20 protein-coding genes are annotated in these 18764 nt (G+C 40.4%); 7 read left to right on the forward strand and 13 right to left on the reverse strand.

What is annotated here, in order from left to right; genetic code table 11:
* Positions 1–29: 29 nt before the first annotated feature.
* The 3 genes from SYN7509_RS0203905 to sufB all read right to left on the reverse strand — a co-directional run bounded on the left by SYN7509_RS0203905 (position 30) and on the right by sufB (position 3476).
* The gene (locus SYN7509_RS0203905; protein WP_009632054.1) at positions 30–659 is read right to left on the reverse strand and encodes an MAE_28990/MAE_18760 family HEPN-like nuclease; all 630 of its coding nucleotides are present in this window, start codon (positions 657–659) and stop codon (positions 30–32) included.
* 80 nt (positions 660–739) lie between these two features.
* On the reverse strand, positions 740–1924 hold the full coding sequence (locus tag SYN7509_RS0203910; RefSeq protein WP_009632055.1) for a GmrSD restriction endonuclease domain-containing protein: 1185 nt from the start codon (positions 1922–1924) through the stop codon (positions 740–742).
* Between the two features lie 115 nt (positions 1925–2039).
* Positions 2040–3476 (reverse strand): Fe-S cluster assembly protein SufB, encoded by a 1437-nt coding sequence (gene sufB / locus SYN7509_RS0203915; RefSeq protein ID WP_009632056.1) that lies wholly within the window; start codon positions 3474–3476, stop codon positions 2040–2042.
* Positions 3477–3672: 196 nt separating this feature from the next.
* Between sufB and sufR the strand changes: the two genes are divergently transcribed.
* Both sufR and cofG read left to right on the forward strand, forming a co-directional pair.
* Positions 3673–4347, forward strand: coding sequence for an iron-sulfur cluster biosynthesis transcriptional regulator SufR (gene sufR, locus SYN7509_RS0203920; RefSeq protein WP_369792220.1), 675 nt, complete (start codon positions 3673–3675; stop codon positions 4345–4347).
* Between the two features lie 86 nt (positions 4348–4433).
* Positions 4434–5420, forward strand: coding sequence for a 7,8-didemethyl-8-hydroxy-5-deazariboflavin synthase subunit CofG (cofG, locus tag SYN7509_RS0203925; protein WP_009632059.1), 987 nt, complete (start codon positions 4434–4436; stop codon positions 5418–5420).
* A gap of 9 nt (positions 5421–5429) precedes the next feature.
* On the opposite strand, the gene SYN7509_RS29555 is transcribed toward cofG, so the two are convergent.
* Positions 5430–5684 carry a hypothetical protein gene (locus tag SYN7509_RS29555; RefSeq protein ID WP_148297922.1) on the reverse strand — a complete coding sequence of 85 codons (255 nt, stop codon included), beginning with the start codon at positions 5682–5684 and terminating at the stop codon, positions 5430–5432.
* Between the two features lie 482 nt (positions 5685–6166).
* On the opposite strand from SYN7509_RS29555, the gene hflX reads away from it, so the two are divergent.
* Together hflX and SYN7509_RS0203940 are read left to right on the forward strand one after the other, a co-directional pair.
* Positions 6167–7759, forward strand: a complete 1593-nt coding sequence (hflX, locus tag SYN7509_RS0203935; protein ID WP_009632061.1) for a GTPase HflX — start codon at positions 6167–6169, stop codon at positions 7757–7759.
* Between the two features lie 103 nt (positions 7760–7862).
* Positions 7863–8711 (forward strand): AraC family transcriptional regulator, encoded by an 849-nt coding sequence (locus SYN7509_RS0203940; protein ID WP_009632062.1) that lies wholly within the window; start codon positions 7863–7865, stop codon positions 8709–8711.
* Between the two features lie 32 nt (positions 8712–8743).
* Here the strand turns inward: SYN7509_RS0203940 and SYN7509_RS31215 are convergent, their stop codons facing one another.
* Positions 8744–8878: a hypothetical protein gene (locus SYN7509_RS31215; RefSeq protein ID WP_255327284.1), complete on the reverse strand. Its 135-nt coding sequence runs from the start codon at positions 8876–8878 to the stop codon at positions 8744–8746.
* 2 nt (positions 8879–8880) lie between these two features.
* Between SYN7509_RS31215 and SYN7509_RS0203945 the strand changes: the two genes are divergently transcribed.
* Both SYN7509_RS0203945 and SYN7509_RS0203950 read left to right on the forward strand, forming a co-directional pair.
* Positions 8881–9393, forward strand: a complete 513-nt coding sequence (locus SYN7509_RS0203945) for a quercetin 2,3-dioxygenase (protein ID WP_009632063.1) — start codon at positions 8881–8883, stop codon at positions 9391–9393.
* 120 nt (positions 9394–9513) lie between these two features.
* The gene (locus tag SYN7509_RS0203950; protein WP_009632064.1) at positions 9514–10422 is read left to right on the forward strand and encodes an aromatic alcohol reductase; all 909 of its coding nucleotides are present in this window, start codon (positions 9514–9516) and stop codon (positions 10420–10422) included.
* Positions 10423–10438: 16 nt separating this feature from the next.
* Here SYN7509_RS0203950 and mgtA read toward each other — a convergent pair whose 3' ends face one another.
* From mgtA to SYN7509_RS0203980, 6 genes are all read right to left on the reverse strand, one after another.
* Positions 10439–13102: a magnesium-translocating P-type ATPase gene (mgtA, locus tag SYN7509_RS0203955; protein ID WP_009632065.1), complete on the reverse strand. Its 2664-nt coding sequence runs from the start codon at positions 13100–13102 to the stop codon at positions 10439–10441.
* 85 nt (positions 13103–13187) lie between these two features.
* Positions 13188–13733, reverse strand: a complete 546-nt coding sequence (locus tag SYN7509_RS0203960; RefSeq protein WP_369792303.1) for a DUF3122 domain-containing protein — start codon at positions 13731–13733, stop codon at positions 13188–13190.
* Positions 13734–13778: 45 nt separating this feature from the next.
* Entirely contained in the window at positions 13779–14450 is a 672-nt protein-coding gene (locus tag SYN7509_RS0203965) for a DsbA family oxidoreductase (protein WP_009632067.1), read from the reverse strand.
* 62 nt (positions 14451–14512) lie between these two features.
* On the reverse strand, positions 14513–15361 hold the full coding sequence (locus SYN7509_RS0203970) for a DUF6920 family protein (protein ID WP_009632068.1): 849 nt from the start codon (positions 15359–15361) through the stop codon (positions 14513–14515).
* Between the two features lie 18 nt (positions 15362–15379).
* Entirely contained in the window at positions 15380–15718 is a 339-nt protein-coding gene (locus tag SYN7509_RS0203975) for a hypothetical protein (protein WP_009632069.1), read from the reverse strand.
* Positions 15719–15728: 10 nt separating this feature from the next.
* Positions 15729–16496: a CPBP family intramembrane glutamic endopeptidase gene (locus tag SYN7509_RS0203980; RefSeq protein WP_227501468.1), complete on the reverse strand. Its 768-nt coding sequence runs from the start codon at positions 16494–16496 to the stop codon at positions 15729–15731.
* Between the two features lie 356 nt (positions 16497–16852).
* Here SYN7509_RS0203980 and SYN7509_RS30055 point away from each other — a divergent pair, with 356 nt between their 5' ends.
* A complete protein-coding gene (locus SYN7509_RS30055) occupies positions 16853–17029 on the forward strand; it encodes a hypothetical protein (RefSeq protein ID WP_009632071.1) in 177 nt (58 codons plus the stop codon).
* Between the two features lie 111 nt (positions 17030–17140).
* On the opposite strand, the gene SYN7509_RS25065 is transcribed toward SYN7509_RS30055, so the two are convergent.
* Together SYN7509_RS25065 and SYN7509_RS0203995 are read right to left on the reverse strand one after the other, a co-directional pair.
* Positions 17141–17605 (reverse strand): hypothetical protein, encoded by a 465-nt coding sequence (locus tag SYN7509_RS25065; protein ID WP_009632073.1) that lies wholly within the window; start codon positions 17603–17605, stop codon positions 17141–17143.
* A 32-nt stretch (positions 17606–17637) separates the two neighbouring features.
* Positions 17638–18753: an Acg family FMN-binding oxidoreductase gene (locus SYN7509_RS0203995; protein ID WP_009632074.1), complete on the reverse strand. Its 1116-nt coding sequence runs from the start codon at positions 18751–18753 to the stop codon at positions 17638–17640.
* Between the last annotated feature and the right edge of the window lie 11 nt (positions 18754–18764).

Here is an 18764-nt window from a genome sequence, read left to right on the forward strand (position 1 = left end):
ATCCATTCTACTACAGTTACAAGTTCATATTATATTGATGTAATTACCCAAGGATTTTGAACATTAAAATTATTAACGATGTATTCAGTTACAACTGCATTAAATATGAGAGCTATTGCACACACGTCGCGAACATAATTCCTGACATTTCCCATAGTTGGTTTATCTGCCGCCGAACCATGTGTAATATTGTTTCGCCTATTAATAAAAGCATCTAAATTATTTTTTGACCTCATAGTAGTGTCTTTATTTTCTACCAAATTCCAAACATCATTAATCCCAATACTTTTAAACAAATCGTCTACATTTTTACTGCCAGGTGATGCAAATCCTTTTAAATGAAGTTCTAAATTAAATATACCCTGATAGCATTTATTGTTAGTATTAGCAAACGGACTTTGAATCATACTCTCAATAATTTTCCATTTTTTATCAAAGCCTAAATTGTCGGTGATTGGTTTACGAAGAGTTTGAATAACTTTTAAGCGATCGGGTAACATACTTATTGATGTTTGATTGTATTCATGAAAGGTCAAAATATCGAGAATCAAATCCTCAAAGAAGCTTTCAATGTGACTGCAAAGTAATAAAATAGATGCTCTAGATAAACACTCATTAATTTCTCTTTGCTTTGATGAACTGTCATTTTCTTTGGACAATTATGCTAAAACTCCTACTTCTCTCAAGTTAACCCAAAACTTCATCAAGGCTGGAGACCGATCTTTCATGAAACTCATCTTTATATAGTTTCATGTGCTGTCGTTCCAATAACGATTCGTTCGATTGGGATGCCAATATATTCAAGTCTATCTCGCCACAAATCGAGTCGAGATTGCATCTGAGTTACTTTTTCGGGTTGAGATACAATTGCATCTTCAAACTTAGGAGCTTTGAAAAGTTCTGTAAATTCACTAATGATTTCATCACGCTTATGTTCGAGCAACTCCAAAGACAATCTAGAAAAATACAACATCTCCACATCGTAAACTGCTCTATTTATAGTTGATTTCCATACCCGCTCGGTAGGATCGTATCTACGAAAACTGTTTTCCCCAAATATATTATGTATGATATCAATGGTTTTTAAAAATATCTCTCGATGCTGTTCTAATATTTTGGAATTAAATTTCATACCAGATTCTAGGTAATCATCCAAAAATTTAGATAATTTACCTTTATAGTTAGCTCCATTGAAATAAAAAGCAAAAAATCGTAGAATCATTTCACAATCATTCATTCTCTTTTCAACATCTTTAGCTCTACGCAGCTTTATAAATGTCTCATGTTTCGATAAATCTTTAATTAATTTATTAAGCGAGCCTTTGTATAAACTATTTCTTAATTCTTGACGATTTAATTTAACTGAATTAGAATTCAGTCGGTCAAAGACATCAAATCTAATCTCTGGATCTGAATCCTTTAAAATAACAACACATCTAATTATTCTCAATCTAATCGATCTTTGATCGACAATACTCAATTGACTAAATTTCAGCTTATTAAGATCGTCCCTGATTTTTAATGACTTTAACTTAAAATCATCATTAAGATATCTATAAATAGCCGTAAGCCTTTGCTGTCCGTCAATTACACTACAACTACTATCTTCCAACTCGGCAAAATAGCAAACAGGAATTGGTACATTTATTAATAGAGATTCTATCAGCCTACTTGCTTTTGTATCATCCCAAACTCTACGACGTTGAAAGTCATCTGCAAGCACTAAAGTTCCATCTTCTACTTGCTCTTTTAGGGATCTAATACTATAGTCGTAGGGATGCACGAATAGCTTTCTATCTCGAATTTTAATACTACTACTAATATTTAATTCTGCATCTTCATTTTCGGTGTTTTCACGATCAAATTCATCTTCTGTGAATACAGGAAGGGTAGTATCATTAACAATCGAGCTATTTGCAAGCATTATTTTACTCCTTCTTCACCAAAGATAAATATTTCTCTAATTAAGCCTGTCAATTATGTTGCAAAATGATTTATATCCATTGCATATAAATCATTTTGCTTTCAATTCTTTATCTTTAACCTACACTTCCTTCTAACTTCAGACTCAATAACCTATCTGCTTCTACGGCAAATTCCATCGGTAATTGATTAAATACATCCTTACAGAAGCCGCTAATCATCATTGAAATCGCATCTTCTGAAGAAATACCCCGTTGCGAGAAGTAAAATAATTGGTCTTCGCCAATTTTAGAAGTAGACGCTTCATGTTCTACCTTCGCCGCCGGATTTTGTACTTGAATATAGGGAAAAGTATTCGCACTAGCATTATCGCCAATTAGCATCGAGTCACATTGCGAATAATTCCGCGCTCCTTCAGCCTTGGGATTAATCTTCACCAAACCGCGATAACTGTTAGAGGAATTACCCGCCGAAATTCCTTTAGAAATAATCGTACTGCGGGTATTTTTGCCCACATGAATCATTTTTGTCCCGGTATCGGCTTGCTGTTTGTGATTGGTAAGCGCTACCGAGTAAAATTCACCTACAGAATTATCGCCTACAAGTACGCAACTAGGATACTTCCAAGTAATCGCCGAACCTGTTTCTACTTGCGTCCACGAAATCTTAGAATTGACTCCCTGACACAAACCGCGCTTGGTAACAAAGTTGTAAATTCCACCTTTACCATTTTCGTCGCCAGCGTACCAGTTTTGAACTGTAGAGTATTTAATCTCTGCATTGTCCAAAGCAACTAATTCTACTACCGCCGCGTGTAGCTGGTTTGTGTCGTACATGGGGGCTGTACAGCCTTCTAGATACGAAACTGAGCTACCTTCTTCTACGACAATCAAAGTCCGCTCAAACTGCCCTGTATCGCCGCTATTGATGCGGAAATAGGTGGATAGTTCCATTGGACACTTGGTGTTTTTGGGAATGTAGACAAAAGAACCATCGCTAAATACTGCGCCATTTAAAGCGGCAAAATAATTATCGGCGGCGGGGACAACACTACCTAAATATTTTTTGACTAATTCGGGATGTTCTTTTAAAGCTTCAGAAATTGAGCAGAAAATTACGCCATCTTTGGCTAGTTTGTCTTTGAAGGTTGTGGCTACAGATACGCTGTCAAAAATTGCATCTACCGCGACGTTGGATAGACGTTTTTGCTCGGATAGCGAGATTCCTAGCTTTTCAAAGGTTTCTAAAAGTGTGGGGTCAACTTCATCTAAGCTGTTGAGCTTGGCTTTTTGCTTGGGAGCAGAATAGTAAATAATATTTTGATAATCTATAGTTGGATACTTGACATTGGGCCAAGTAGGCTCGGTCATTTTCAGCCATTGACGATAGGCTTTAAGCCGAAACTCTAGCATAAATTCCGGTTCTTCTTTCTTCGCCGAAATTAGGCGAACTACATCTTCACTAAGTCCACGAGGAATCGTGTCTGACTCAATGTCGGTGATAAAACCGTATTTGTAGGGTTGGTTAACTAACGTTTGGACAGTTGCACTCATCAGTAGTGTTCTCTCGCGTTCTCTTGTGAATCTTGGCTATTAGCAGCTAAACTACTAACTTTTCTCTCTTTAGGTGGCAGATGGGAAGTCGCCATTTTTGTAAATGGCTTTCACTATATAGTACGATTAAAGCAACACAATTGTTGTTTAATGTATCTCCATTTTAGGCTACATTAACAACAGGTATGTTGTCAAAGTGAAATTTTTTGGGAAAAAGATGGCGATCGCACAGCAGCCCTCAACAAAGCAAGACATTCTGCAATACTTAGGGCAGCATTCTTCAGCTACGGCTCAGGAATTGGCAACAAAGCTAGAAATTAGTCAACAAGCCGTGCGCCGTCATTTGAAAGATTTAGCTAATCAAGAATTAATTTCCTACAGCGCCAAGTCTCAGCAAATGGGTCGTCCCCAACACGCTTATCAAATTAGCAGTAAAGGGCGCGAAAGTTTAAATAAGTCTACAAGTCAAAATTACAGCGCTTTTGCAATCTCGTTACTAGGAACTTTAGCCGAAACGGTAGGCGCAGAGCAAGTTAGTCAAATTTTAAGCAAACAATGGCAACGTAAAGCTATGGAGTACCGGGAAAAACTAGGTAATGGCTCTTTAGAAAATCGCGTTGCTAAACTTGTAGAACTGAGAAAAGCTGAAGGGTTTATGGCGGAGTGTCATTCTTTAGAGTCTAGGGAAGGCTTTATTATGACCGAGCATAATTGCGCTATTTCTAACGTTGCGGAATCTTTTCCGGGAATTTGCGGACACGAATTAGAAATGTTTGCTCAGGTATTGCCCGATTGTACCGTTGAGCGTACCCATTGGATAATTAATGGAGAGCAACGTTGTGGGTATTTAGTGCGATCGCATAATGTTTAGAAGAGATCCCCCCTAACCCCCCTTAAAAAGGGGGGAAAATATAGAAAATATAGAGTTGTTACCCTTTTTTAGTAAGAGTATAGCTATTGGATAGTAATCAGAATAATCTTAAAGTATCTTCTAGGGTTGTTACTTATAGCCCCGCTCATACAATAGTCCCAACTTATGAATGTTTCAACCGTTGTACTTACTGCAACTTTCGCACAGACCCCGGTAAAAGTAATTGGTTGAGTTTAGAAACGGCAAAAAAACAGCTATTACTGCTCCAAAGTCAAGGAATTTGCGAGATTTTGATTTTAAGCGGCGAAGTTCACCCCCATTCGTCCCGCCGTCAAGCATGGTTTAAACTAATTTACGATTTGTGCGAACTTGCTTTATCTCTAGGATTTTTACCTCATACTAATGCAGGCATTTTGAGCTTTACAGAGATGGCTAAATTAAAAGCTGTCAATGTCTCGATGGGATTGATGTTAGAACAAATAACGCCCAAACTATTGCAAACTGTTCATCGACACGCACCTAGTAAAGTTCCAGAAGTACGGATACAACAACTAGAATGGGCGGGAGAATTAAAAATTCCTTTTACTACTGGGTTGCTTTTAGGAATTGGGGAAACGATCGCAGATTGGAGAGAAACTTTAAAAGTAATCGCACATATACATCAACGCTACGGTCATATTCAAGAAGTTATCTTACAACCTCATAGCCCCGGAACTTTACAAGCCATCGATACACCAAGTTTTGACTTAGAGGAGTTACCAAAAGCGATCGCCCTAGCTAGGGAAATTTTACCACCAGACATTGCAATTCAGATTCCACCCAATTTAGTTGTATATCCCAGCTTATTACTTGCTTGTTTAGAAGCAGGTGCGCGAGATTTGGGCGGAATTGGCATAAAAGACGAAGTTAACCCTGATTATCCACACTTAAACTCTAAGCATTTAGCCGATATTCTAGATTCTTGGCAACTTGTACCGCGTTTACCTGTTTATCCTCAATATCAAAGATGGCTAACGGGGGAATTACAGGCAAAATATCAAACTTGGGGCGATCGCATTGAGGCTCAATCGTAAAGATTCATTTTAGAGCCTACCGGAGCATTTTTTTAACCTATGTCCTTTCTGACGGGTTATGTTACCAACCGTTATGTGGCTGAAGTAATCTCCCGTTTCAGCATCACGCGCTGAGATGACACTAGCATTTGAGTAATCCGCGTTTTCAGCTTCAAGTCCGTTAGGAAAATCTACTGTTAACACTGATACCATTCGGTCGGGAGAAGTATCATAGGGAACACTACCCCCATCTCCATACTTAAGCATATATTCCCCGTATGTCATTGTCTCAAATGTCCTCAAAACAGCCCCTGGTTGCATTCTTGACTGATAAAATTCTTTTTTAATGAAATGGTCAGGTGATAATGCTTTATTTCCAAAAAGTCTTAGAGGTTGAGAGGGTAAGGTGAGAGGGGTCTGTGGATTAGGTAATGAGTTTGGCTGTGAATTGGCTATTGTGGTAGAGGGAGTAGCTACCATAAAGCAGCTAACTAAGACCAAGACATTTTTGATTAGATTCATAGAATAAGTGTGAGTTTAGATTTCGTCTAACTGTATTAAAGTAGAGCGTTTGAATGTTGAAAGAATTGTCTGTTCAGAAACTCTCTTAAAGCAACGCATTTTTGTAGAATAGGATTACTGGATTCGGGAACCATTTACTGGTTAAAACGCTTATAGAAACTATATACGGAAATCTTCAAGGGCTAAAATCTAGCCAAATTAAACAATTACAAAAACTGTATCATCAGCGATTACCAGGCGATCGCTTGACTACGCCGGAATTTGCCCAAAGACTCGCTGCTATTAGTACCGACATAAAACAGCCTATATGCACCTATTTCAATCGCCGGGGACAGGCTATTAGAGTAGGTGTTGGTACGCCCCGTCAAACCCAGATTCCCCCCTTAGAATTGCCCCGCTATGGCGCGGAAAGATTGAGCGGGATTAGATGTATAACTACGCAACTAAAAACCGAACCTCCAAATGAAGCCTCTTTAACTGCTATGGCGCTTCAGCGATTAGATAGTTTAATCGTTCTAAACGTTACCGGATCGGGCTTTGAACGTCGTGGCGGCGGTGCTACAGGTTATGTAAAAGAAGCTTATATTGCTAACCTTACTCCCGAAAATGGGTCAACTTGGCAAGTATCGCCACCATTGAGCTTAGATATTGTTGTCAATCAAGATTTTATTGACTTAGTAGCAGAAATAGAAGGAAGGTTTCAGCAAGAGTTTGTTGCTCAAAACGTTGATAGCGATCGCGATCGCGTTTTATTAGTCGGAATGATTACCGATGGCATTACACCCCAACAACTTAAAGATACTGTAGTGGAACTAGAACGCCTGATAAATACCGCCGGGGGGGAAGTTTTACAAATAGTGCAGCAAAAGCGATCGCGGGTTCATCCCCAAACGGTTGTTGGTGAAGGAAAAGTTCAAGAAATTGCTCTTATGGCTCAAACTTTGGGAGCTAATTTAATCGTTTTTGACCGCGATCTTTCCCCTTCTCAGGTGCGTAATTTGGAAATCCAAATTGGGATTAGAGTTGTAGATAGAACAGAAGTAATTTTAGATATCTTTGCTCAACGCGCTCAATCACGAGCTGGAAAACTGCAAGTAGAACTGGCTCAACTTGAATATATGTTGCCGCGATTGACGGGTAGAGGTCAAGCCATGTCAAGGTTGGGTGGTGGTATTGGGACGCGAGGACCTGGAGAAACTAAACTAGAAACCGAAAGACGAGCGATCGCCAAGCGAATTAGCAGGTTGCAAACTGAAGTAGACCAATTACAAGCTCATCGATCGCGGTTGCGCCAACAGCGCCAACATCGGGAAGTACCTTCAATTGCGATCGTTGGTTATACAAACGCGGGAAAATCAACGCTATTAAACGCCTTGACTAATTCGGACGTTTACACCGCCGATCAATTATTTGCAACCCTCGATCCTACTACTCGCCGAATGCTGTTACCGGACGCGGTGACAAGTAGACCTAAGCAGATCGTGCTTACAGATACGGTAGGATTTATTCACGAATTGCCAGCGTCATTAATGGATGCTTTTCGAGCAACTTTAGAAGAAGTCACCGAAGCCGATGCTTTGCTGCACGTAGCCGATCTATCCCATCCAGCTTGGCATAGTCAAATTAGATCAGTTATGAGTATTTTGTCCGAAATGCCAATAACTCCGGGTCCTGCATTAGTGGTTTTAAATAAAATTGATTGCGCTGATAGTGAGACATTAGAACTTGCTAGAGAGGAATTTCCTCAAGCTGTATTTATTTCAGCGCGCGAAGTCTTGGGGTTAGAAACTCTGCGCCAACGGATTTCGCAGCTAATTCGCTATGCGGTTGCTTCGTAAATAATCGGGACACAACTAAGCGTGTCCCTTTTGTTAAATATCAGCGTTAGTTGCCAAGTTACTAGCTTCTTAAGAATTTGCAATACAACCAGAACAACAACTTATGACAGCAAATCCGTCGCGCCCTAGAATCTGGCGATCACTGTACCTGCAATCGATTGAGTTGGTACATAGTTTTTGCAAAAGCTATTCATTGCCCCGCCATTTTCACGAAGAACTGGAGCTTAATATTAGACAGGGTGACGGCTGGCAATTTAACTACCGAGGCGCAATGTATAGCGTGCCATCAGACACCTTGGTAGTGACCCAACCTGGAGAGGCACATTATGCAGATGCTACGAGCGCTCAAAACTGTACTTTTCGAGGGTTACGGGTAGGTGTAGATTTACTTCAACAAGTGGCAACAGAAGTCGCAGGACGCGAAACAGCGCTGCCATTTTTTTCGATGCCTATAGTCCATGACCGCGACCTGAATATACAAATTATTCAAGTTCATCAAGCTTTAGAACAACCTATCTCTCAGCTTGAACAACAAACATTAATTCTAGAATTATTAGCACAATTAATTCTGCGCTGTGCAAAATATCCACCTTGCCAAACCAAGTTAGGGGAAGAACGTCAGCCCGTCAACCGCGTTCGAGCGTATCTAGAAGACCATTACAATCAAGAGATTTCCTTAGAACAATTAGCACAGATTGCAAATTTGAGTTCCTTTCATCTCAATCGATCTTTTCGCAAAACCTTTGGGCTGCCGCCCCACGCTTATCAAATTCAAGTACGAATATTGCAGGCAAAACGGCTGCTAAGAAAAGAGTGGGCAATCGAAAAAGTAGCCTCTGAAACTGGATTTGCAAGTCAAAGCCATTTTGGAGCATACTTCAAGCGGCTTGTTTGTGTTACTCCGAGGCAATACGTTCAAGACAGCAAGAACTTGATAGATTTCGATGCTTAAATTCATTACGTTATGGAAAGATTCCTTCTAAATCAAGCTCGCAAGCTGTAGTAACAAAAACTAGAAAAATTGGAATCTTTAAACAATAGATTAGATTCGCTCCCAACGCCTATTGAACCCGATCGCAAAAGCCCGTTGGCGATCGCTAATTGAAGTAAAAGAGCCATAAATGAACAAACAAAACAAGCCACAATCTTTTCAAGTCAATAGTGCCGAAGGTCGCGCTTACTGGGGTATGGGTATTCTCTGGATTATGCTGGCAACTGCCGAAGATACTAATGGAGAGTATTCCTGTATAGAGGAGCTATTATCGCAGGGCCCAGCAGCACCGCCTCACATCCATGAGGCGGCAGATGAAACCTTCTATATTCTCGAAGGCGAAGCAACCTTCTTTGTAGAAGACCAGCCAATTAAAGCAACCGCCGGGTCGTTTGTGTCAATTCCACGAGGCACAAAACACGCTTTTCAAATCGATTCTGAAACGGCACGATTACTTAATACTTATGTACCCGCAGGTTTTGAGTATACGATTATGGCGACGACAGTACCCGCTCAACAGCGCACATTGCCTCCTGCTTCGCTGCCTTTTCCCGATCGCGAACAATCCAATCAAGCGCTCGATCAAGTTACTAAGAAGTATCCTGCGGCTAAAACCAACTTTCTACAAGGTTTCGCACGCTAAATTATCAAACACCGGACAATCTAAGTTTAGCTCCAGCAAAGCGATCGCTGGTGTTGCAATTGCTTTTCATGTAACGAGTCTGCCTCATTGATGAATCCTGTAAACTTTACGAGGAAAATTATGACTACAAAATTGATAGTTTTGGTTGCTGGTTCTACTGGAATGCTGGGTGATAAGATTGTTTCGGCTTTACTCGACAAAGGCAACATTGATGTTCGAGCAATGGTGCGACAAAGCAACGATCCCAACGCAAAAAATCATCAAAAGATCGACGCAATGAAAGCCAAGGGCGCAACGATTGTAGAAGGTGACGTGATGCAGCCAGAAACACTACTGTCAGCGCTGGCAGGAGTTGATGTAGTCGTCTCTGCGATCGGTAATAATGAAGTGACTGTCCCAGGGCAGAAAAACTTGATTGATGCAGCCAAACAGCAGGGCGTAAAGCGCTTCATTCCCTCTGATTATTCGGTGGACTATCGCAAGCTAGACTACGGTGACAATGACAATTTAGATAAGCGCAAGGAAGTGTTTGAGTATCTTCAGCAAAGCGGTTTGGAATATACCTTAGTTCTCAACGGCGCATTTATGGAATTCATTACTTATATGCCACTGTTTGACCTGGAACATCAGATTTTTCAATACTGGGGCGATGGTGAAACGCCGCTCGATTTCACCACCACTGATGATACTGCCAAGTATGTAGCGGAAGCGGTGAGCGATCCGCTCTTGGCAAACATGGCATTGGAAGTTGCGGGTGACACTCTAACCTCAAAGCAGTTGAAGGCTACTTATGAAGGGGCAACGGGTAGTAAATTAACCGAAAAATCACTGGGCAGTATAGCCGAGATGCAAGCTTGGATTGCTGCCAAAAAAGCTTCAGCTAGCTCTCTTGAGGAGTACGTTTATCACCAGTATATGTACGCGATGGTATCGGGCAAGGGCAAACTCGATCGCCTTGGCAACGCTCGCTATCCTCACATCAAACCCATGAAAGTGAAGCAATTTCTAAACAACCGTCACATTTCTTGATTGTTTAAAGTTTCAGTTAGGTATATCCATATTTTTTGATGAACCAAGTTTTCACAAATTGAGTCAATAGGCAATAGCAAGTGAGGATTAAAGCCAACCAGAGAAAATAAACGGCTGGTAAGGGAACAAATCCTAAACTATGTGCGATCGGCGAAAATGGTAGATACATTCCAACCGCCATCACCGTTGCAGTAATCAGCAGCATCGGTAAAGAAGCCCGACTCTGGAAAAAAGGAACCTTAGCCGTGCGAATGACATGAACAATCAACGTTTGAGTCATCAGACTTTCCACAAACCAACCCGTTTGGAACAAAGCTTGATTCTCTACCGAAGTCGCCCCAAATACAAACCACATTAGGGCATAGGTGCAATAGTCGAAAATGGAGCTAACTGGGCCAATAAAGACCATAAATCGCCGGATATTATCAATTTTCCACTTCGGCGGCTTGACCAAATCTTCAGAGTCCACACGATCAAAGGGGATACCCGTCTGCGAAAAGTCGTAGAGGAGATTATTTATTAATATCTGTACTGGCTGCATTGGTAAAAATGGCAGAATCGCACTCGCACCTAAGACGCTAAACATATTACCAAAGTTAGAGCTAGTACCCATTCTGATGTATTTGATGATGTTGGCAAAAGTCTTACGACCTTCGACTACCCCAGATTCCAGAATTAACAAGTTTTTTTCTAATAAAATAATATCTGCCGACTCTTTGGCAATATCGACTGCTGTATCAACGGAGATGCCTACATCTGCTTCCCGCAAAGCGGCTGCATCATTGATACCGTCTCCCATGTATCCCACAATGTTGCCTTTTTTTCGCAACACTTGAATAATTTTGGCTTTTTGGGTGGGAGAAAATTTAGCAAAAATAGTTGTGGTTGCGGCAACTTCGGCTAATTCACTATCGGAAGTTGTTTCAATAGCGCTACCTAATAAAACGTGGTGGACAGGTAAGCCTACATCTTTGCAGATTTTACGAGTAATGATTTCATTGTCCCCAGTTAAGATTTTTACATCAACTCCATTGCGCTTGAGGGCTTTAATTGCTTGAGCGGCGGAATCTTTGGGCGGATCGAGAAACGCAATATTGCCCAACAAAATCAAATCGCTCTCATCGGTAATGGCATAATGTGATTGATCTGGAGGCATTACTTTGTATGCCACCGCAATTACTCGTAACCCGTCAGAGTTTAGTTTTTGTTGTAAATCGGCAACCTTGGTATGGACTGATTCATCCATTGGCAAAACCTCACCATTGACTTTGAGTTGAGTACAGACTTTTAAGACTTCTTCAACTGCACCTTTGCAAATCAGAATATGCTGTTTTCCCATTTCTTCAACGACAACAGACATTCGACGGCGCACAAAGTCAAAAGGAATTTCATCAAATTTCTGGTAGTTTTTCTCAACGTCCAAAGATTTAAGTTCTTGATGGCGATCGAGAACGGCGACATCTAATAAATTTTTTAATCCAGTCTGGTAAAAGCTATTGAGATAGGCATATTTAAGTACATCTGTACTGTCTTGACCGTAGGGATCTAAGTGCCTCTGTAAAACAATTTTATCTTGGGTTAACGTGCCTGTTTTGTCAGTACACAGGATATTCATAGAGCCAAAGTCTTGAATCGCATCAATGTTTTTGACAATTACCTTTTTGTTAGACATAGCGATCGCTCCCTTTGCCAAATTTGCTGTGACAATTACAGGTAACATTTCTGGAGCTAGTCCTACAGCCACAGATAAAGCGAAGGTGAATGCCTCAATCCAATTACCTTTAACTACTCCATTAATCAGAAAGACTAGCGGAGCCATAATCAGCATAAAGCGCACTAGCAGAATAGTTACACCATTTACACCTTTATCAAAACTGGTTCGTGGTTTGCGATCGCTAAGAGTTTTAGCCAGTGATGCTAAATAAGTATGACTACCAGTTTCGGCGACAACAGCCGTTCCCGAACCACTAACTACCGTTGTACCCATGAAACAGAGATTGACTAGCTCTAGTGGGTTTGTCTCCTTATCATCGGGGAGTTCTGGGTGTTTTTCAGTGGGTAGAGACTCCCCGGTTAGGGTTGACTGACTCAAGAATAAATCCTTCGCAGTAATCAGCCTGACATCGGCGGGAATCATATCTCCGGCAGAAAGAAAGATAATATCACCAGGTACTAGCAGTTTCACCGCAATTTGTTTACCTGCGGTTATTCCTTTATCTTCTTTCGATGCAGCATCCTGGCGATTCACCGTTGCCGTTGCGCTCACCATTTCCCGCAGCTTTTCGGCAGCTTTACTTGACTGAAATTCTTGGGAAAAGCGCAGCAACCCACCAAAAATCACCATCATAGAAATGATGAAGGCGGCGGTTAGACTTCCAGTTAGTAGTGAAATAGTCGCCAGAGCAATGAGTAAAAGCGAGAGGGGATTAGTTACTGTTTTCAGTAATTGGACATACCATGCGATCGCTTTTTCGCGCTCGATCTCATTCAACCCGGATTTTCCTAACCGCCGTTTAGCTTCCGTCTCACTCAGTCCTTCTAGAGAAGTATCGAATAAGTGTATAACTTCATTTACACTACTATGAGCGACATTGATGAGCGTTTTAGATGAATCTACAGACGGGCTAGCTCTGGTTTTAGGCTTTTTGGACGCATTGGCAGTTTGACCTAATTTCTTCATAAAATAATTCAATTGTTAAATTGACGTGAGTTTGGCGCATTGATTTAGGTACAAAAAAGACTAAAGTTTGTTTTTTTGGGGTGAGTTAACGAGCAGAAATTGTTTGCCATTCTTGGATCGCTGTGGAGGGGATTTGTAACTTGATTGATGTCCCACTTACCATCGGCAAAGTTAGGTGAAGGGGAATTTCAGCCTGCAACTGTGGTAAAACTTGCTGAATGTCATATTCTCCGACATTGGTTAGGGCTGATGTGTCCTGAGAAATTTTGCTAGAAACATTCTTGGCGGTAAAAGTTTTGCCTAGAGATGTAGTTAGAGTAAGGGTTTGAGTGCGATCAAATTCTACTGCACCAGGAAAGCCCACTAGCCGCAAAGAAACCATAGCACTACCATCGGGATAGATCCGCTTGAAGGCGATCGCCTGCCAGGATTTTCCAGTCTGATCTTGCAAGTTTTGTCGGGATTGATAGAGCATTTGCCCAGTTGCTTCTTCAATTTTCGTTATAGCAGCAAAAGCGGGTAAGGGACTCCAAACAAGTAGTGAAAGGCAGATTAAAGCAGCCAGCAGCCAGCGCACGGGGCGAATTTTAAACCTGTTGCAGCAGATAGAGTTGATCGTCAAAGTCTTCACAAAGTTAAATATCATAAGATTGCTCGTGAAATAGATTCAACAGTCCTAGCACCAAGATTGTTCTCCTGGCGGATTGTGTAGCAACTCGCGGATATTGGCTTCGATGACCCGATAACCTACATTGCCGTTGAGTCTCTGCCTACCTTCATTAAAAATCAGGGTAGGACTGACCGTAACCGTATGTTCTTTGATTAAGTCAAAATCTTTTGATAACTGAGCGTAAGCCTCACCAGTATCGATCTGAGCTTGAATAGCAGCAACGGGGAGTCCTAATTTCTCGGCGATTTCAAATTGCACAGGGCGATCGCCAACCTTTGCTAGTTGGGTAAAAAATGCCTCTCGAAATGCCCAAGTTGCTTTTTCAAACATCTGTTGTTCTACTAAACCCTTCTTTTCTAGAAGTTGTATGGCATGGAGAAACAAATGACAGGAGGTAGATGATGGTGGTGTAACGTGAGTCCAGATGTCAGGATGAACGGTGATGTGAGCGAACTTTTTGGCAACTTCCTGAATATGATTGCTGTAGCCTGGCAATCCTCCGCGATCGCGCCATTGTTTCTCTAGCTTTTCTGGCGCATTACCAAAGACGGGGACAAAGTGGTATTCAATCTCAATCTGGTCTTGAAAGGTTGTTTTCAACTCATCTATGCGAACCTGAGCAATATAAGCCCAAATACAGAGAACATCAGAAAAGTAAAAAATATTAATGGGTTTCATGGCTATTTTAGTAATGGGGGTGAAAAACTTGCTTTCAATTTGAGTAAGAGCAATAGATTTTGCTACAGTGCAAACTCATAGTTAATCTCTGTAATCTTTCCTTTGAAATAAAGCCGAAGCCCTTCTGGATGCTCCCATCCCACTTCGCCATATAAAGGAATGAGCATCCCATTTTGAATTGAATATTCCCCAAATCGACCGACCCAAGGCATTGCAGTCAGCTTGTCACGATAACGAGCCTCAGCCCTAATCGTAGAAATTACTCCTTCAGCATTAAACTGAAATACTAGGGAAACAGTTGTAGCGCCATCGGTCAAAGTACCACGAGCAGAAGTGTCATTAATTGCTTCCCAAACCACACCCTGACTGGGCAACAAAGCCGTAGGATACCAGACCGCTTCTGCCAAGAATCGCAATAATTCACCTTGGTTCAATTCAGGCGTATCGTGCATTTTTGCAAGGGTGAAAAGACCGAGTAATGATGCGTGCAAGTTGCCTTCCCCTAACAAATAGGTATCATGGACAAAAGCATTTAGCAATGGAGCGATCTGGATACGCGCATCCCAATCAAAACCCAGACGTTGAGCCACAAAAAGTTGAGTAGCAGTAAACGGATTCCACTTATCTTTCATTTCATTCAGATTGAACTCTCCCTGCTGAAAGAGTTTGACCGCAGACACGATCGATTGTTTATCTTTAAGCACCGTTTGAAAAAATCGCTGTACAGGGGCGGGTTCGCCTGAAATTTCTTTTTGCTCGTAGATTTTGGGCTGAATTTCCCGCCGTCCATTTGTTAATTGGGCGCGTAAGTTATCAGTACCTATCTGCCAGCGATAGCTACCATAAATGGCGGCAATTCCTAAGCTGACTATGATTAAGACACTAATAATTGCCATCCATTGAATCCACATGATACTTACCTCTGTTTGTTAATTGAGAATTTGATAGATTGTGATGATGAAAGCGATCGCAAAAAGTGTTGTATAAATTAACTTCGTATACTTGGCAAGCCAACTGGGAAGATAAATATCAAAATTGTCTTTTGGAGAATTTGTATAGTTTCGTGCCATCAGATTTAATGGGCAGTGGTTTTTAAAAGCTAGTAAAATTAGCCCTTCTAAAAATACAAATCCATAACCCATCCAGAGCCAGAGATCGAGTTTGTTGGCGATCGCAGCATAAAGCATATAAAAAATTACAAAATTAAAGAATATCCATATCAAGGTATGGATGACTTTAATTAGAGTCAATTTAGTTTTACTTTCCATAGGCTTTACTCTATATTTTTCTTAGAGTTAACTGTTTCCAATTACCCTTCCACAGCAGTAATCCGCCTAATATTGTAAACGTTAGCATCTGCCAGATATCAACTAGAGAACCAAACCCGATTGAAGATGCGATCGCATCTCGAATTTCATCAAAGGCAGCGTGATAAACTGTTACAACTGCAAGGCTTTGAGTAACTGTCCAAATATAGGCATAAGCGATCGCGTGCATCATTGTAGGAATTAGACTTACTGCAAGCACAATGACGATTGAATTTCCCACATTATCGGTAAGTTTTTCAGTGATACCCATGCCAATAATTACAGGCAAATGCCACGCCCACCAAATCAACCCATGAAGTAGCAGTGCTGTTTTTAGGCTGTATTGTTTGACTAGGTGCGGCAGCATATAGCCTCGCCAACCAAACTCTTCACCAAAGGCTGGAATCAACGTTGCCACAAAACGAAGTAGAAAATTGGCGAGAATATCTGAAAGCATGAATCCTCTAGGAATACTTCGCATTCCTAAGACTAATTCGAGGATTGTGGGAACAACCCAGACAAAGATTGCTAATGAAAATACTGCTAAATAGTGTTTTGATTTGCCCCAATTCCAGCCAGCAGTAGAGAAACCATCACGGAATATATAGCGCCCAGCGATATAAGTGCCAACTGTCACCATAATCATTGGTAATGAGCTTAAGGCATAGCGCATAAATGGTGTTTCTGCCCACAGCACATAGGCGATTTGAAATGGCCAAGATAACGCAATAACGACCAAAAAATAAATTTTTAATGAAAAAGGTTTTTTTAAATTCTTCATACTTGAACTGTACCTTCAATATTTTTAGTTGTTGTCTTCCTTCAGCAGAATCTTCGGCACTTGCAGAGGCAAAACTAGGTATATTGCGGTCGCACTTTAATTCACAAATATTAACCGTAGGATCGCAATTGATTTAGAAAACGCTATGTTTAAAAAAGTAATATTAGAGGTGTCGTCGTCTAAGCATATTAGTTAGGAAAGTTAGTAACAATAATATAAAAATAACTATTACAAAAGACAGTATGGTAAACTCAAAACCAAATCCTTTTGTAGTATTTTCCCAACGTATAATCAAAAAATAATTATTGCCGACAATGAACGAAGGAATTTCTAATATTTTTAATAGTGGTACTAGCAAAAAACTAGAAATTAGTACCAACAAAAAAGTCATAAAAGCAATGTTCAATACAGCTTTTACACCTGAACCAAATCTATTATTACCAGTTATAGCAAAAGGAAGTTCTTGGCAAGTCACATTTAAAGGTGCATAAATTGCTATGCTTTCTTCCCTATCTTCAACTTCAATTGATTTTGGGCTAGGATGTTGTCCTCGGCGCTAATCGTGAGAGATTCTTTGCCAGTCTGCTGAATCTTAAGTTTGCCTACAGATTTAAAGGCGGTTGTAAAATTCCACGCCATCCTAGTTCCTCTAATCCACCTCCAATTATAAGAAGTGGTAAGCTAATTAAGATATAGAGAATAGATATAGGATTCTTGACTCCAAAAGCAACCCAAACCATAAATAAACGCCAAATTAAAAATAATCCAAATATCAGCCACACTTTTTTATCTGTCTTTTTACCAAAGACAAACTTAATAAAAGATTGTTTACCAAAATCTTCTTTGAACTGTCGATAAATAATATAAGAACTAATGGCTGGGCCTAAACCGCCAACTGTGTAGGGAACAAAAGATAAAGGCTTACCATACCAAAGAGTATTAAAATATCTGTTGGCGATAATAATAATTAACCAGGACAACCATGTTATTGAAAAAGTGTAAAGTAGAAAAAATCCAACTTGCTTAAGCGATCGCTTCTTTTGGTTCATATTTTTATTGAGCGCCATACAGTAAGAGTAAATTTATTTGTAGGCGGTATTTATGAACGAATAAACCAATCAACGGGGCGGCGTAGTGAAACTGGCTGAGGATAATTCTTTAAATAACCCACTCGCAAAATAAATTGAATATTCTCGCTGATTCCCATCGCTGGATTTAGCTGTTGCTTTGTTGAAGATTCTTCCAATATTTGAGTCATGGGGTGAATCGCAATATTCCTTTCTCGCACTTTTAAAAAAAGTCTTTGCATTTTGCGACCAGTTTCTAGCAGTGTCGCTACCGAATCATCCTTGCTGGTAATGAGAATCCAACCTGCCGATTCTGACACCTGTTTTTTAACATTATCAATGCCTCGCTCTCGGAAATCTTGTTTCATTACATTGTTTTTGCTGTAGAAATTCCGCACCACCCAGCCAGAGAATCCTTCTATTTCCATAGTTGCCGTTGTTAGCCCATCGCTATATTTCTTAGCATCCTTGCTAGAGAATCTGATCCATTCGGCTAACTCTTGCTGCGCTGGATTGCGATCGCTTTGAATGCGGTTGGCAATAATTGTTTGTTCGTCTATATATTGACTTTCTTTGCTAGTGACAGGCAGATAATGAATAAATTCCGGTTCTGAATTGACAAGATACTCAATATCTTCTTTTTTCAGTACATCACTTAAAAAATTGGAGCGAACAGTACGGCGGTTTTTGATTTTAGTGATGTCAAAAGCATTTTTTGACTCTTTTTTAATCAGGTTTACTTCCATCACCTGTTCGTCTTGGTTAGTTTTAGCTAGTAAATTCCAATCGCAGGAGTAACCAAAAGCACCAGCAGCATATTCAAGATTTTGCATGAAAGTGCCGATTGATAAAATGGTTTCTCTCTGAGTCGGATCAACCGCAGGTAGCCATTTATTTTTGTCGTTACCGATAATCCAATGTAATGGTTCGAGATATTGGACAAACCAAGGCTGTGTATTGTGACCGCTCGGTGCGAGGGAGGCAAGAAACAAAATCTCTTTTTCGTCTGACTTGAGATTTTTATTTTTATCTTCTGTAGTTTTCATATCTGCCCTTAAAAGATTACTTTTATCGCTGAATAAATAAGATGTTGTCCCGACGGTAATTGTCGTCCCGATCGCAAGGCTGATAAATTTTTCTCTGTTCATTTCAATAACCT

It is taken from the genome of Synechocystis sp. PCC 7509 (assembly GCF_000332075.2).
Taxonomy (GTDB): Bacteria; Cyanobacteriota; Cyanobacteriia; order Cyanobacteriales; family Chroococcidiopsidaceae; genus Aliterella.